This window comes from Dasania marina DSM 21967, from assembly GCF_000373485.1.
GTDB lineage: Bacteria > Pseudomonadota > Gammaproteobacteria > Pseudomonadales > Dasaniaceae > Dasania > Dasania marina.
Window position 1 is genome coordinate 222,027 of the sequence record NZ_KB891576.1, and the last position, 14,388, is coordinate 236,414.

At 48.3% G+C, this 14,388-nt stretch carries 13 protein-coding genes; 5 read left to right on the top strand and 8 right to left on the bottom strand.

Annotated features, from left to right (window positions below; all coding sequences use genetic code 11):
• Positions 1 to 11 precede the first annotated feature (11 nt).
• Positions 12 to 695, top strand: coding sequence for an MOSC domain-containing protein (locus B067_RS0105625; RefSeq protein WP_019529089.1), 684 nt, complete (start codon positions 12 to 14; stop codon positions 693 to 695).
• Positions 696 to 785: 90 nt separating this feature from the next.
• Here B067_RS0105625 and B067_RS0105630 read toward each other — a convergent pair whose 3' ends face one another.
• Together B067_RS0105630 and B067_RS0105635 are read right to left on the bottom strand one after the other, a co-directional pair.
• Complete coding sequence (locus B067_RS0105630; RefSeq protein ID WP_019529090.1) at positions 786 to 2,855, bottom strand: TonB-dependent receptor; 2,070 nt, start codon at positions 2,853 to 2,855, stop codon at positions 786 to 788.
• Positions 2,856 to 2,977: 122 nt separating this feature from the next.
• Entirely contained in the window at positions 2,978 to 3,250 is a 273-nt protein-coding gene (locus B067_RS0105635; RefSeq protein WP_169335550.1) for a hypothetical protein, read from the bottom strand.
• Between the two features lie 177 nt (positions 3,251 to 3,427).
• Here B067_RS0105635 and B067_RS0105640 point away from each other — a divergent pair, with 177 nt between their 5' ends.
• From B067_RS0105640 to ppnN, 3 genes are all read left to right on the top strand, one after another.
• Positions 3,428 to 4,093 carry an alpha/beta hydrolase gene (locus tag B067_RS0105640; RefSeq protein WP_019529092.1) on the top strand — a complete coding sequence of 222 codons (666 nt, stop codon included), beginning with the start codon at positions 3,428 to 3,430 and terminating at the stop codon, positions 4,091 to 4,093.
• Positions 4,094 to 4,516: 423 nt separating this feature from the next.
• Positions 4,517 to 5,305: a PhoH family protein gene (locus B067_RS0105645; RefSeq protein WP_019529093.1), complete on the top strand. Its 789-nt coding sequence runs from the start codon at positions 4,517 to 4,519 to the stop codon at positions 5,303 to 5,305.
• A gap of 136 nt (positions 5,306 to 5,441) precedes the next feature.
• Entirely contained in the window at positions 5,442 to 6,797 is a 1,356-nt protein-coding gene (ppnN, locus tag B067_RS0105650) for a nucleotide 5'-monophosphate nucleosidase PpnN (protein WP_019529094.1), read from the top strand.
• A 73-nt stretch (positions 6,798 to 6,870) separates the two neighbouring features.
• Here ppnN and B067_RS0105655 read toward each other — a convergent pair whose 3' ends face one another.
• From B067_RS0105655 to B067_RS0105670, 4 genes are all read right to left on the bottom strand, one after another.
• Complete coding sequence (locus B067_RS0105655) at positions 6,871 to 7,551, bottom strand: GGDEF domain-containing protein (RefSeq protein WP_019529095.1); 681 nt, start codon at positions 7,549 to 7,551, stop codon at positions 6,871 to 6,873.
• A 303-nt stretch (positions 7,552 to 7,854) separates the two neighbouring features.
• Positions 7,855 to 8,256: a DUF4870 family protein gene (locus tag B067_RS0105660; protein ID WP_019529096.1), complete on the bottom strand. Its 402-nt coding sequence runs from the start codon at positions 8,254 to 8,256 to the stop codon at positions 7,855 to 7,857.
• A 29-nt stretch (positions 8,257 to 8,285) separates the two neighbouring features.
• Positions 8,286 to 8,762 (bottom strand): BamJ family beta-barrel-assembly machinery protein, encoded by a 477-nt coding sequence (locus tag B067_RS0105665; RefSeq protein WP_019529097.1) that lies wholly within the window; start codon positions 8,760 to 8,762, stop codon positions 8,286 to 8,288.
• 56 nt (positions 8,763 to 8,818) lie between these two features.
• The gene (locus B067_RS0105670; RefSeq protein ID WP_019529098.1) at positions 8,819 to 9,694 is read right to left on the bottom strand and encodes an FHA domain-containing protein; all 876 of its coding nucleotides are present in this window, start codon (positions 9,692 to 9,694) and stop codon (positions 8,819 to 8,821) included.
• 307 nt (positions 9,695 to 10,001) lie between these two features.
• Here B067_RS0105670 and B067_RS0105675 point away from each other — a divergent pair, with 307 nt between their 5' ends.
• Positions 10,002 to 12,197 (top strand): bifunctional serine/threonine-protein kinase/formylglycine-generating enzyme family protein, encoded by a 2,196-nt coding sequence (locus B067_RS0105675; protein WP_026244446.1) that lies wholly within the window; start codon positions 10,002 to 10,004, stop codon positions 12,195 to 12,197.
• Between the two features lie 64 nt (positions 12,198 to 12,261).
• Here the strand turns inward: B067_RS0105675 and bcp are convergent, their stop codons facing one another.
• Positions 12,262 to 12,735: a thioredoxin-dependent thiol peroxidase gene (bcp, locus tag B067_RS0105680; protein WP_019529100.1), complete on the bottom strand. Its 474-nt coding sequence runs from the start codon at positions 12,733 to 12,735 to the stop codon at positions 12,262 to 12,264.
• Between the two features lie 79 nt (positions 12,736 to 12,814).
• Complete coding sequence (locus tag B067_RS0105685) at positions 12,815 to 14,233, bottom strand: DNA recombination protein RmuC (RefSeq protein ID WP_019529101.1); 1,419 nt, start codon at positions 14,231 to 14,233, stop codon at positions 12,815 to 12,817.
• Positions 14,234 to 14,388: the final 155 nt, after the last annotated feature.

The window sequence follows — 14,388 nt, forward strand, 5'->3', positions numbered from 1 at the left end:
AACTACACACTATGACGCAACCGCATTACCTTAATGGCCTTTACATAGGCCAAGTTGAACAACTCTACGGTATGGCAACTGCCATTAATAAACAGCCTGTTAGCGGCAGCCTGCAACTAACCACTACCGGCTTACACGGCGACGCCAGCGCCGACCAACGCCACCACGGTGGCCCCGAGCGCGCCCTGCACCACTACCCCGCCGAGCACTACGCTTATTGGCAACAAAAATATGTTGGCGCTAATATCTGGCAAGCACCAGGCATGGGCGAAAACCTAAGCACCACTGGCATGACCGAGCAAACCGTTTACTTAGGCGATCGCTACCAGTGGGGCGAGGCCATAATAGAAGTTAGCCAGCCTCGCTCGCCTTGTTTTAAACTGAATAAACGCTGGGGGATTGAAGGATTCTCTACCGGCATGCAAGACATCAGCCGTTGCGGTTGGTTATATCGGGTAATACAAACTGGGCTAGTGAGCCAAGAGCAACCGCTACAATTAATTGACCGCCCCGCTAACGCCATGAGCTTGCAACAAGTCTGCGATAGCTTTTTTGGCGATCCGTTAAACCCAGCGGGATTAAAACAGCTCGGCCAACAAAGCCGTTTATCAGTTAGCTGGATGGCCAAGGTGCAGCAAAGGCTAGCAAGCCAAACCGTAGAGAATTGGAACTTTCGTTTATTAGGTCACGAATAAAAAAGGCCTACGCTAGGCAGGCCTTTATAAAATGTAGAAAAATAATCCAGCACGAACTAACGTGCTTAGCAAATAAGTTAACGCGCTACACTAAAAACTCACCCGCATACCAAACTCCACCGAGCGCCCCGCTTCTGGCGCAGAGTCACGTAAAAAACTGACACTGCCGCGTATTTCTTCATCGGTTAGATTTTTCAATTTCACAAATAATAAATACTCTTGCGCACCACCCTCGTTAAAACGGTAGCTAGCTCCGGCATCCCAACGGGTATAACCCGCCGTGCTCAACTCAAAGTCGCCGGGTTTGTTTTGCTTGGCGGCATCGATTACCGAGAGGTAAGTATTAAAGGGGCCACGGTTGTAATCCAAGCGGCTACCCAAGCGTGAAGGCGGCATGCGCGGTACATCAGCACCATTTTTTAATTCGCCCTTAATCGCATCACCAAACAGGCTGAGGTCAAACTCGCCCGCTAAAGCCTCACCCAAGGCAAGGCTAAACTCAAACTCCACGCCGGTGAAAGTGGCATCTTGCTGCCTGTAAGCAAAGATATCAGTTTCATCTTGCACGCTGCCGCTATTAGCCAAGTAGATGTAGTCACTAAAATCGTTGTAGTAGGCGGTGATAAAACCATCGACTAACTCGCTTTGGTAACTAAGTGATAGCTCGGCGTTATTGGCCCGCTCGGTGCTCAACTGACGATTGCCTAACTCTATGACACCGGAGGCGGCGTGAGTGATGTAATCACCTAGGTTGGCAGCCACATTAGAGAATAACTCTTCCGTAACCGGCGCTCGTTCCGAGCTAGAAAGCGCAGCACCCAACTGCCATTGCTGGTCGATTTGCCACAGAGCAGAGGTCGATAGGCTTAGGCTGTTATAACTTTCCTCCGCTATTGTACCCTTAGGTTTAAAGCTGTCTTTATCTAGTCTAGCCCCCAGCTCATACACCACATCGTTGTGGTGAAAGTCTTCCACAATAAACAGGCCGTAGCGGCTAAGCTCCGTTTGCGGGATAAACGCCTCGGCACCAATGGCCGAGAAGTCTGACTGCACAAACTGCATGCCCAGCGCGCCGTGTAAACCTGCCAACTCGCGGTGTACCAGCTCTATGCGGCCTTCCCAGGCCTCGTTGCTAAATCGGGTGCCACGCTCGCTAATCCCCGTGGCCTCGTCCTGCTCTAGCTCATCGTGCTGATAATCGCTGTAGCTCAGTGCCCAGCGTACGCTCTCGATAACGTGATCTTCGGAGAGGTTATGGGGCAAGATAGCGCCGCGCAGGTCGTAGCGGGTTTGTTGCATATCCAGACGGATAATTTCCTCGCCGGCCTCTTCCTGCTCTGCACCTAGATGTTCGTCTTCATGAGCAGCGTGCGCACCCGGCGGCAGGCCATATTCATTGTCCAAACGGTTAACGGCTAAGCCTATATAGCCCAAGTCAAAAAAGTAGCTGCCGCCAAAAGTAAAACTGCTTAGCTCACTATCAGAGTTGGCCATTTGGCCCTTGTTTTCGCGCTCATGTTCATCAGGTACTGACGCCGCATAGCCGGGTATGGCGATGTTATTAGTTTCGCGGGTTACGCCACTCACATAAAAGGCAGCTTGCTCGTTGCCCCCTTCTAACTTGAATACGGCGGTATTTTCATCATTGACACTGCCGTGCCGTAACTCCAGCGCCCCGCTTAGCTGCTCGGGCGCAGATTCGGGCACACGGCCATCGATAACATTCACTACGCCGCCTATGGCACCACCGCCAAATAACAGGGTTGATGGCCCCCTGAGCACCTCTATGGAGTCTGCCAGCACTGGCTCTACCGCCACCGCATGATCGGCGCTAGTATTTGAGGCATCGCCACTGCCGGTGCCGTTTTGCAATACGGTAACTCTAGCGCCCTGCTGGCCGCGTATCACCGGTTGGCCCACTGCGGGGCCAAAAGAGGCGTTGGCCAAGCCCGGCATATTGGCTAGGGTTTCGCCTAGGTTGCTGGCTACTTTATCGCGCAGTGCCTCACCCTTAAGCACCGTTACCGGCAACGCGGTTTGCGCATCGGTTTTGTGTATAGGGGTGGTAACCAGTACGTGCTCCATTTCCAGAGCATAAGCAAAAGACGGTAGGTATACGCCGCACAGCATCAAAGCTGGCAACACAATAGATTTTTGCATGATATTTCCTCATAGGTATTCGGCCAGCGCTAGCTCGGAGAACGATAGCTCGAGCAATGGCCATAACTTGTTTTAACTAAGTTTTAACTGTGGTGTAGCTGTGGTTTAACTAGAACCAGGGCTTAACAAGCGTGAGGAGGTGCGCGTATAGCATCAGCACTGCGCTGGGCAGGCTGTAAATAGGAACGGTAGGTTTGTAGTGAGGATTGCGGCAGTAACACCGCCAATTGATAATCGGCAGCATTGGCCACCGCTGCCGTTGTACCGGAGTGTAAACAAATAACACAATCCAGTTCAACCGACGCATCTGCATGATAATGCTCGGCACTGACAAAAGAGGCCAGCAGTATAAGCAGCGATAAAGCACAGGCTTTTAAAAACATTGCAGGGTTCACAATAGCGTATCAATTAAACAACGAGCGGCGAGCTTAGCAAATAATACTTGCGGTATATAGCCCTATATACAAAAACCATACACACACTCACTACCCAACCACTATTTGTGGTTTCACCCTAGCGCTAGGGCAGTTATCATTAGCACACATTCATCACCTCTACTAAAGATCTACGCTATGACTGCCACACTAGACTGTATAAAAATCGAACCTCGCCTACCCGCCCAAGCCAGCATCATTTGGCTGCACGGCTTAGGTGCCGACGGCAATGATTTTGTGCCCATAGTGCCCGAGCTACACCTACCCGATGAGTTGGCCATACGCTTTATCTTCCCCAATGCTCCTTCCATACCGGTGACTATTAACAACGGCCACGTAATGCCCGCTTGGTATGACATTTTAGAAATGAACATAGATCGTAAAGTGGACAGCCAGCAGTTACGGGCCTCCGCGCAAGCGATACAAGTATTGATACAGCAAGAAATAGACAGCGGCATAGCTAGCAGCAATATTATTTTGGCGGGCTTCTCACAGGGCGGCGCCGTGTGTTATGAGGCTGCGCTAAGCTTTGGCCAACCCTTGGCTGGCCTACTTGCCCTCTCCACCTATTTTGCCACCGCCGACAGCATAGCCACTAACCAGACACACAAAACCCTGCCTATACAAATTTTTCACGGCAGCCAAGATAACGTAGTACCCGAACAGCTGGGCCAAAAAGCCCACCAACATCTGCAAAGCCTAGGCTTTAACAGCCAGTATCAAAGCTTTGCCATGGACCACGCCGTTTGCCAACAAGAGATAATAGCAATAGGGACATGGATAAAAGGCTGTTTACAAAAATAAAATTAACAAATTGAAAACAACTAGTGATTTTTGTCAAAAAAAGTTTATAAAAAAACTAATATTATTACTTGACGAAACCAGCGCTACTGCATTAACTTGCAGTAAGACTTTTTAAAAAGATAGTTTTTCAAAAACTGCCATTAACAACAAACATTACGAATACGGCGTTTACTATCTTTATACCATTGTAATTTTGCTAACATAAAAAATTCACACTATTTTATGCTAGCAAAAACAACACCAAGCTATTCGTGAGCTTCGCCGCTCACAGTATTTACTACGCTGCTTTTTTACTAACAAAAACAAAAAATAAAGCGCGCAAACAAGACATGTACACGTTGGCAGTTTTTTAATTTTCTTACGGGTAATAGTGACCACCACTATCCCGTAGCAAAGTGTTAAACCCAAACGGAGAGTGTCATTATGGCGAAAAGAAACCATGCGAAACGCAACCCTCACCCCAGCGAGGCCGATACTAGACGCGGCCACAAACGCACCCGCGCATCGCGGCGCGACCACCCTCAAAGTGCAGAAATTTTAGAACTCAACGCGCATTATCTGGAAACCGCTTACAGCCCAAAGCGCGTCAAAACGCCCCTGCAAGCCAAAACTCCCGCCCAAAAACGCTATATCAATGCCATTAACAACCACTGCCTCACCTTTGGTACTGGCCCTGCAGGCACGGGTAAAAGTTATTGCGCCGCCGCCCTAGCTGCAACCGCCTTAGAAAGTGGCACCATAGAGCGTATTATTTTAACCCGTCCTGCGGTTGAAGCCGGTGAGCAACTAGGCTTTTTGCCCGGTGCCGTAGACGATAAATTTGCCGTCTACATCGACGCCTTCAGGGACATACTCAATGAGCGCTTAGGAGCAGGCGCCGTAGACTACGGCCTCAGGCATGGCCGCATAGTCGCTGCCCCGCTGGCTTATATGCGCGGTAAAACTTTTAACCAAAAAACCTTTGTTATTTTAGATGAGGCGCAAAATACTACTCCAGCACAAATGAAAATGTTTTTAACCCGCATAGGTGAAGACTGCAAGGTAGTGATTAACGGCGATATACTGCAAAGCGATATACGGGGCGAGAATGGCCTAGCCGACGCCATCAAGCGTGTACAAGGATTGAACAGCGTTTATGTACACCGCTTTGAGCGCGACGACATCGTGCGCAGCGGATTAGTAAGAGAGCTTATAGATCGCTACGAAAACTAAGCCTTAAACCTAAACTTATTAATATTTACTCACCAGCTTGCCTATAGTCAGCTATTATCAATAATAAGTGCCGCTTATATAAACCTATTTTTAAGCGGCCTCACTCTTTCTTATCGTTGATGGCATTAAGCTTATTATGGAAAAAATCAAACGCGTTTTTATTCGCCCCAATAGCAGTTTAAATCTTCTTTCTCACCGCGAAATTGACGGCCTTAGCAACCCCGACAACCAAATACACGCCCTCTTTAAACAATGTGCACTAGCCGTGTTAAACACCGGCGCTGAAGACGATGATGCCACCAAACTTACCAAGGCCTTTAGCGATTTTAGTATACGCGCCATACCTGAATCCAGAGGCATAAAACTGGTGGTAGAAAATGCCCCCGCCCATGCCTTTGTTAATGGCAGAATGATTAACGGCATTCAAGACCACTTATTTTCAGTATTGCGCGACATCGTCTACACCCACCATAAAATCACCAGCGGTGGCCGCTTCGACTTTAGCAGTGGCGACGGTATTACCGATGCGGTGTTTCGTATCTTGCGCAATGCCGGGGTGGTAAAACCCAACCGTGCCCCTAATTTAATGGTGTGCTGGGGCGGCCATGCCATACAGCGCAATGAGTACGACTACACCAAAGATGTGGGCTACCAATTAGGTTTGCGTGGCTTTGATATAGCCACCGGTTGCGGCGTAGGCGCCATGAAAGGCCCTATGAAAGGTGCTGTTATAGGCCACGGCAAACAACAAATCCGCAATGGCCGTTACTTGGGGATTACCGAACCGGGTATTATTGCTTCGGAATCACCCAACCCTACGGTCAATGAATTAGTGGTACTTCCGGATATAGAAAAACGTCTCGAAGCTTTTGTGCGCCTCTCCCACGGCATTATTGTGTTCCCCGGTGGCGCGGGCACCGCTGAAGAAGTGCTGTTTTTATTGGGCTTACTGATGCACCCGGATAATCGTGATATCCCTATGCCGTTAATCTTTACTGCGCCGGAAGAAAGTGCCGACTATTTTAAACTGTTAGATGCCTTTATCGCCGACACCCTAGGTGAGCAAGCTCAAAGCTTTTATCAAATTATTATTGGCGACCCCGAAAAAGTGGCGATACAGTGCTCCCAAGGTATAGAAAAAGTACATAAACATCGCCGCCTAACCAATGAGTCCTATGCCTATAACTGGCTGCTAACCATCCCCCATGAAATGCAACAGCCCTTCGACCCCAGCCACGACAATATGCGTAATTTAAAACTAGACCGCGAGCAACCCCCGCACTTATTAGCCGCCGAATTAAGACGCGCCTTTTCTGGCATAGTGGCAGGTAACGTTAAAGCCTGTGGCATAGAGCGGGTAAAAGCCCACGGCCCTTTCCAGCTACAAGGCGACAAAAGCCTAATCCACGCGTTAAACGATTTACTCAGTAATTTTGTTAAACAAGGCAGGATGAAAATTAACGGAGAGTATAAGCCTTGTTATAAGTTGTAGGCCAGTCGCTAGTTTATAGTCTCTAGTCTCTAGGTTTTAAAACTAGAGACTGTGATCTCAGTACTAGCGACTGTTACTCTTTATATTCCCCAAACATGCCCGATAGTGCTGCTTTCTCTTCCAGGCTTACCGAAAATTCTGGCTTGCGCTCTAGCACTTCGTGAACCACTTGGTTGCGGCCCTGATCTTTGGCTTGATACAGGCAGCGGTCAGCGCGCTCTACCAATTGCTGGGCGCTGATGCTGCCTTGTTGAGTCTCGTATAGCGCCACCCCCAAGCTGGCGGTGAGGCCTATATCTTGCCCTGCTACCATCACTGGCGTGAGCGCTATGGTTGCTCTAATACGCTCAGCTACCTGTAAGGCGGTGACTATATCAATGGAAGGCAAAATCACGGCAAACTCTTCGCCGCCATATCGGCAAGAAGTGTCTAACTGCCTAGTCGTTTTGGATAAAATCTGAGCCGTGCTCACCAAGGCCTGGTTGCCCACCTCATGGCCCCAGCTATCGTTCACTTTTTTAAAGTGGTCCAAGTCCACCATAATCAAGGCCGTGGCTTGTTGGCTGCGGCGCGTGCGCTCCATTTCCTGCTCCAGCACCGCGGTGAAATGGCGAAAGTTATACAGCCCAGTTAAGCTGTCGGTGCGCACCTGCTGCTGTAAACCCGCAACTTCATGGCGCAGCGTAATCACCTCTTCGATAATAGGACAACTAGGCTCATTGACTGGGCATTGCGGGCTAGGCTGATTGGTCACAAAGTGATCCTAGGGGGAAAGTTATCATTAGCACACAATATAAATTTAACATGGGTGGATATCCAGTCTAATAGAATTATTTTTATACCCAGACAGTGCGGGTATTCACACCATGAAAATGCTAACTATAGAAGATATCCGCTAGCTACAGTTTGGGATACCCGCCCTAGTTAGGACAACGGCTAAGCTCTAGCGAGTAGCCTTACAGCTAGTCGGCTGTTATTGACTTCGCCCTAGTGATAATAGCGGTAGCAACACCCAGCCTGGACGATTTTGAAGCTAAGCCCCGAATCGCCTTCTAAACTAGTAATCAGTATCCGCCATAGGCATGGCGCGACCGTTGGACAGACGCAACAGGCCGCGTATCAACCTGTACATCACCCACAGCCCCACCACCCAAAACATAATGATGCCCAAAGGTATGCCTATTAAGGTAAACAATAGGGCAAAAGCGATAGCAAACCACAGTAGCGCATACCAAAAAGTGCGTATTTGCCAGCTAAAATGTGAAGCCAAATAACTATCCTGCACCTCATCCTGCTTGGCATAGTTTAATATCACCGCAATCAGTGAAGGCCAACCGGTTAAAAAGGCGGTAACGATAAAAGCGGGCGTCATTAAGCCGCTAATGGCGCTAAACAAATGCAGGCAATAAATAACATAGGTGAAAGTCACTAGGTTGCCCTTGGGCGGTACATTATTCATTACAGAACTCCGGCAGGTTGATTCAAAAGCTAGGGATTGATAGCTAACAGCTCTACTTCAAAAATCAGCGTAGAACCCGGTGGAATTTGACCCGCACCGCGGTTGCCGTAGGCCAAGTCACTGGGGATAAAAAAACGTTTCTTTTCACCTACCACCATGGTTTTTAAACCTTCGGTCCAGCCTTTAATCACCTGGTTTAAACCAAACTCTATAGCTTGACCACGCTCTACCGAGCTATCAAACACTACGCCGTTAATCATAGTGCCGTGGTAATGCACTTTCACCCTATCGCTGGCGGCAGGATGCACTGTGCCGCTACCCGCTTGTAATAGCACGTACTGCAAACCCGAATCCGTAGTCACTACCTCCTCGGCCTGGCCATTAGTACTTAAGAAATCTTTGCCTAATTGTAGGTTTTGCTCTGTAGCCTGGCTGTTGCCAGCAAAAAATTTATAGAGCAAAAACACCAACACGACAACAGCAATAATCACAATAACTTTAAACACGGCTCTTCCCATCAATTAATAAAGGCGATCAATAATTTAGCGCGAACTGTAACGGCTTATGCGCTGTAATGCCACAGCCCATAGGCCAATACCGCCACTGCCACTATTGCCACCCCCCCCCACAGCCAAGTTTTGCTTGCGCTGGTTTGGCTTTGCGCCTCTATCTGCTGCTGACGCTGATCAATTTCGCTGAGGTCTAACGATTGGCTGGGGGTTTTGCGCTCGCGCTGCACGCGCTCTATGTCGGCTTGGGTAATAGCTGAGCGCACCATGGTCACATCCATAGCCACGTCTGTTTTAGCCGCCACGGGTGAATGCACCACAAAATCCAAAAAGGCGAAGCTCACAGTTTCGCCGCCGGTTAAAGTATATTCACTAACCCGTTCGCCATTAACAAAGCAGCCATTGGATGAGCCCAAATCTTTTAAATGCAGGGTGTCACCCAACACCGTTAACTCAGCATGCTTACGGGATAGGTGTTTAAAAGGAATAAATAAATTCACTGCTTTAGAGCGACCCAAAATGCTTTTATCGGTAATCAAAAAAGGCCGATCTTTTAATTTTGGATGTTCAGCAACCAACGTCCATACCGTGGGTTTTTTTACCGCGGCTTTGGGGCTGCTAGAAGCTGCGGCGCTAGCGCTGTGTTTTTTCGGGTCTATAACGAGCAAACGCTCGCCGCCTATGCGTATTTCATCCCCTTCCTGTAAGGTTTGGGCCTCGCTCAACTGCTGATTGTTCACATAGCAAACACAACCGGGTTGCGGCGTTAAGGTAATACTGTCATTACTCATGCTGATGTGCGCATGCAGCGCTTGAATGCCCAAGCCCGGTAAGGGCACATTGCAGCGGCTGTCGCTGCCTACGCTAAGCTGCTCACCAACTAACCAATAGCTACGCGAGGGTTTATCTTTAAGTTGTAGCTTTAACATAGTGGGCGTTGATCTCTTATCGTTGTTATAGAATGCCGGCTCCAGCATTTAAAATATAGCTTAAAAACCGTATAAGCTATTCATTTAAAAGATCTTTTCTTAAAAGTGAGACCTATGCACCTTTGAAATATAGTGCCAAACGCCACCAAGGTCTACAATGATGTATCAACCCGTACCGCTTTTAGCAGCCACCGACGACCTATAAAAAGAACAGCACATGCCGGTAACTATGCCCTACAGATCAGACTACTGCTCAGACCATTGTCATCCCTGTTCATTCAACAGCTCATTGCAAAGGAGCAGTTGAATGGCAATACCTGGTTACAGGATATTACGTAAAATACGCCAGGGAGGCATGTCTACCGTTTATTTAGCGGTACAAAAAAGTGTTGATAGAGAAGTGGCCATCAAGGTGATGTCGCCCAGCTTAAACAACGACCCCAGTTTTGGCAGCCGCTTTTATCGCGAAGCCAAAATAGTGGGCAAGCTCTCACACCCCAATATTATTTCTATTTACGATGTGGGTAGCTACAAACACTATAACTACATCGCCATGGATTACCTGCCCGGCCTGCCCTTGCAGGATACCCTGAAAAGCAAAGGGGTAAGCCCACAGCAGGCTGTCACCATAGTACGTGAAATGGCCGCTGCCCTACATTACGCCCACCAGCAGGGCTTTATACACCGCGATATTAAACCCGATAATATTTTATTTCGTGACGATGGCTCATCGGTGTTGTGCGATTTCGGCATAGCCAAATCCACTAAAACCGATATGAATATGACCAACATAGGCTCGGTGTTAGGCACCCCGCACTATATGAGCCCCGAACAAGCCCAGGGCAAAACCATAGACGGCCGCGCCGATTTATACAGCTTAGGGGTCGTGTTTTTTGAAATGCTTACCGGCCAGCCGCCTTTTAGCAGTGACGACCCCATAGCGGTTGCGGTTAAACATATGACCAGCCCGGTACCGAAACTGCCGGGGGCCTTAAAAATATTCCAACCTATTATTAATCGTATGTTGGCTAAAAAACCGGCGGCGCGTTACCAAACCGGTAAAGAGATTATTGACGCACTGGATGCCCTACAACCCAAGCTCAACCGTACCCACTATACCCAGCATACCCAGCACTCAACCCTGCAAGTATACAATTTAGTACAGGCGCTATTTTCTGCGCTCACCACGGCGGTTAGCCTCAGCCTGCAACGCCTGCTCATGAGCCGCAAACAATTTAGCCCCTCAACAGTGCAACTCGATCAACAAGAGCTGGAACAAATTGATGATTTTATTTTAAAAAATAAAGAGTCAGAAATTCGCAGCCGTATTATTACCAAACCTATTAGCAACAAAAACCGCGCCTGGTTTTACATACCCGCCTTTTTAGCCATAACCATTATGGGGGGTTTTATTTATTTAAACGATTATCAGCCCGAAACCTTACATGACTATGCCCAACGCTTGGACAACTTACAGCAAACCCTACAAGAGCAACCCCTCACCCTGCCTCAACCGCCCACAGCAGAACCAGCACCACTAGCGGCAGCAGAAGCCATAGTGCGCGACAAAGCACCCAGCCAATATATCACCGCCAAAAAATATCCACTGACTATAAAAACCGAGCCGCAACATGCGCGGGTAAAAATAACCAATATCAAACCGACCTATCAAAACGGCATAAAACTAGAGCAAGGCAAATATCATATAGAGGTCAGCGCCCCTGATTATCACAGCCAAGACTTCTGGATTAGTCTTAGCAATCAAGGCCTCACCGAAAGCGTACGTCTTAAACCCACCCGCCGACTCTTAGCCGCAGGCAGCATTATTAAAGACACTTTATCGGATGGCAGCGCGGCCCCTACCATGGTGGTGATACCCAAAGGGCAACTCACAATAGATGGACAGCAACCCTATACACTGACATTAGACCAGGCTATCGCCATAGCCAGCACTGAAGTGACCTTTAGTGATTACGATAAATTCGCCACCGCCACTGGGCAAAAACTGCCCGATGATTACCAGTGGGGCCGCGGCAGACGCCCGGTGGTAGGGGTAAATCGGCAAGATGCCAAAGACTATGGCCACTGGTTAAGCGAAGAAACCGGCCAACACTACCGCCTGCCCACACAACAGGAATGGGAATACGGCCACCGCGCCAATAGCAGCAGCGCCTACTGGTGGGGTGAAAAAGCCAAAGCCGGCAGCGCCAACTGCCGGCGCGGCTGCGACAGCGAGTGGAGCAAGCTGTTTAGCTCATCCACCGCCCCGGTAGCCAGCTACCCCGCCACCCCCTACGGCCTATACGACACCGCAGGCAATGTCGCCGAATGGTTAGCCGATTGCGCCGAAATGGATAACAACCAAGAGCGCTGCCTACAAGGCCTAACCGCCGGCGGCTCACACGAGAGCAGTTTGAAATATTTACAAAGTCACATGCGTAAAAAAACCGATGCCACTACGCGCAGTGAAGCTATCGGTTTTAGGTTGCTATTAGAACTCTAGAGTCGCTAGTTCGTAGTCTCTAGTCTCTAGTCTCTAGCGACTGTGAACTAGCAACTAGAGACTGCTACAAATTTTCTTTTAAATAGGCCAACGCATCTTCGTGATGAGTTTTAGTTTTAAACTTATCTAACACCGTCAGTAAGCGACCGTCTTTGCCTATCACAAAGCTGGTGCGTATTAAGCCCATAAACTCGCGGCCCATAAATTTCTTCATCCCCCAGCAGCCGTATTTTTCGGCGATGGCGTGATCTTCGTCAGACAGCAAGGTGAAGTTTAGCGCCTTCTTTTCAATAAAGTTTTGCAGCTTGCCGACAGGATCTGGGCTCACGCCTAAAACCACGGTATCTAAATCCTCAAACTCTTTTTTATAGTCCCGTATAGCACAGGCTTGGGTAATACAGCCTGGAGTCATGGCCCTGGGGTAAAAATACAACAAGACATTTTTTTTGCCTTTAAAGTCTTTCAAGCTGACCTTGTCGCCATCTTGATTCAGTAGGCTAAATGCGGGAGCCATATTGCCGATTTTAGGGTGTGTCATTTTATCTCCTTTGAGCACTGCAAAAATTAATGAAGGCAGCGGATTAAACATTATTAATAACCATAATTATTGATCATAACTACTGACCATCATCGTCTAGCAGCTCTAGTGCGTCTAGCTCTTCATCGGCCTGATTTAGCATGACTTCGTCTGGCATTTTCTTTTTCACTTTCGCCCCCAGCTTTTCCAGCTTAGCGGTGCTACCCACTAAATTACCCCGGCCGGTACTGAGTTTATTGAGTGCACTGCGCTGTGACTCACTGGCTTTGTCTAAGTGGTAGGCAATTTTATTAATATCCTCAACAAAATTAACAAACTTATCGTGCATGGCTCCGGCTTGGCGGGCTATCTCCTCGGCGTATTTATTTTGTCGCTCATAGCGCCAAATACTTTGCACCGTGCGCAAGGTCGCCAATAAAGTGGTGGGGCCAACGACGATAATGTTTTTTTCGTAAGCTTCACTATACATCGCCTGATCATACTCAAAGGCCGCCATAAAGGCCGCTTCTATGGGTATAAAAATAAACACGAAATCTAGGCTGCGTATGCTTTTTAAATCTTGGTAATTCTTTTGGCTTAAGCCCTGTATATGGTTACGCACCGATTGCACATGGGCTTTTAAGGCCAGCTGGCGCTCGCCCTCATCCTCTAACTTGCAATAGCGTTCGTAGTCTACCAATGACACTTTCGAATCTATAATAATGTCTTTATTCTCAGGCAGACGCACGATAACGTCGGGGGCTCTACGGCTGCCGCTATCATCACTTAAGTTAACCTGCGTGTCATATTCGTGGCCCTTGCGTAAACCCGAATCCTCCAATACCCGCTCTAAAATAACTTCACCCCAATTGCCCTGGGTTTTGTTATCACCTTTTAAAGCCTTGGTAAGATTGAGCGCATCTAAGCTCATCTTTTGGTTCAGCTCTTTCAGTTGCCCCAACTCAGCAGATAAAGAAACACGGTCGCGACTCTCTTTGTCATACACATCTTCGACTTTCTTTTTAAAATCCACCAGCTGTTCGCGCAGAGGTTTGATGGTGGCATCGAGGTTTTTTTGATTAGCTACATCAAAGCGCTGTGACTTTTCTTCAAAAATACGGTTGGCTAAGCTTTCAAACTCGATACTGAGTTGCTGTTTGGCATCCAATAACAGCTGCAGCTCTTTGTTGTGGCTGAGGGCTTTCTGCTCTAACTCTGTTTTTAAGGATGAAAGCTCAGCTTGCTTAGTGGATAGTTGCTGTTGTGCCTGTTGCCGCTCTTGTTGCTGTTGTTGCAGCTGGCTATAAAGGGCGCCGTGATCTTTTTCTATGGCTTCATGTTGCGCCTGTAGCCGTGTCAGCTGGTCTTTTAACAGGGCGCTTTCGGCATTAAGGCGGCTCTCTATAGCCACCTGCTGTTCAAACTGGCTATAACGCAGCCGCGCCTTGGTGATTAAATAGCTGGCCACCGCACCTATCAATAAGCCCAAGCCCAGTGCGGCCAGCAACTGAAAGTCCATCCAACGCTCCCTATCTATTGTTATTGCTAAATAGCTATTGTATGTCGGCTATAGCTGCTAACCAACCGTTAAATTAACGGATTTAAGCTTGCGATTCCGCGTCAGGGTTGATAATTTTACTAGCCTGTTTAGCAAGATCCCTATTGATCAATAAG

What these genes read in the sequence shown, in the direction of transcription:
- B067_RS0105625 (WP_019529089.1), top strand. Translation starts at nt 12, where the DNA reads ATGACGCAACCGCATTACCTTAATGGCCTTTACATAGGCCAAGTTGAA.
- B067_RS0105630 (WP_019529090.1), bottom strand. Translation starts at nt 2,855, where the DNA reads ATGCAAAAATCTATTGTGTTGCCAGCTTTGATGCTGTGCGGCGTATAC.
- B067_RS0105640 (WP_019529092.1), top strand. Translation starts at nt 3,428, where the DNA reads ATGACTGCCACACTAGACTGTATAAAAATCGAACCTCGCCTACCCGCC.
- B067_RS0105645 (WP_019529093.1), top strand. Translation starts at nt 4,517, where the DNA reads ATGGCGAAAAGAAACCATGCGAAACGCAACCCTCACCCCAGCGAGGCC.
- ppnN (WP_019529094.1), top strand. Translation starts at nt 5,442, where the DNA reads ATGGAAAAAATCAAACGCGTTTTTATTCGCCCCAATAGCAGTTTAAAT.
- B067_RS0105660 (WP_019529096.1), bottom strand. Translation starts at nt 8,256, where the DNA reads ATGAATAATGTACCGCCCAAGGGCAACCTAGTGACTTTCACCTATGTT.
- B067_RS0105670 (WP_019529098.1), bottom strand. Translation starts at nt 9,694, where the DNA reads ATGTTAAAGCTACAACTTAAAGATAAACCCTCGCGTAGCTATTGGTTA.
- B067_RS0105675 (WP_026244446.1), top strand. Translation starts at nt 10,002, where the DNA reads ATGGCAATACCTGGTTACAGGATATTACGTAAAATACGCCAGGGAGGC.
- bcp (WP_019529100.1), bottom strand. Translation starts at nt 12,735, where the DNA reads ATGACACACCCTAAAATCGGCAATATGGCTCCCGCATTTAGCCTACTG.
- B067_RS0105685 (WP_019529101.1), bottom strand. Translation starts at nt 14,233, where the DNA reads ATGGACTTTCAGTTGCTGGCCGCACTGGGCTTGGGCTTATTGATAGGT.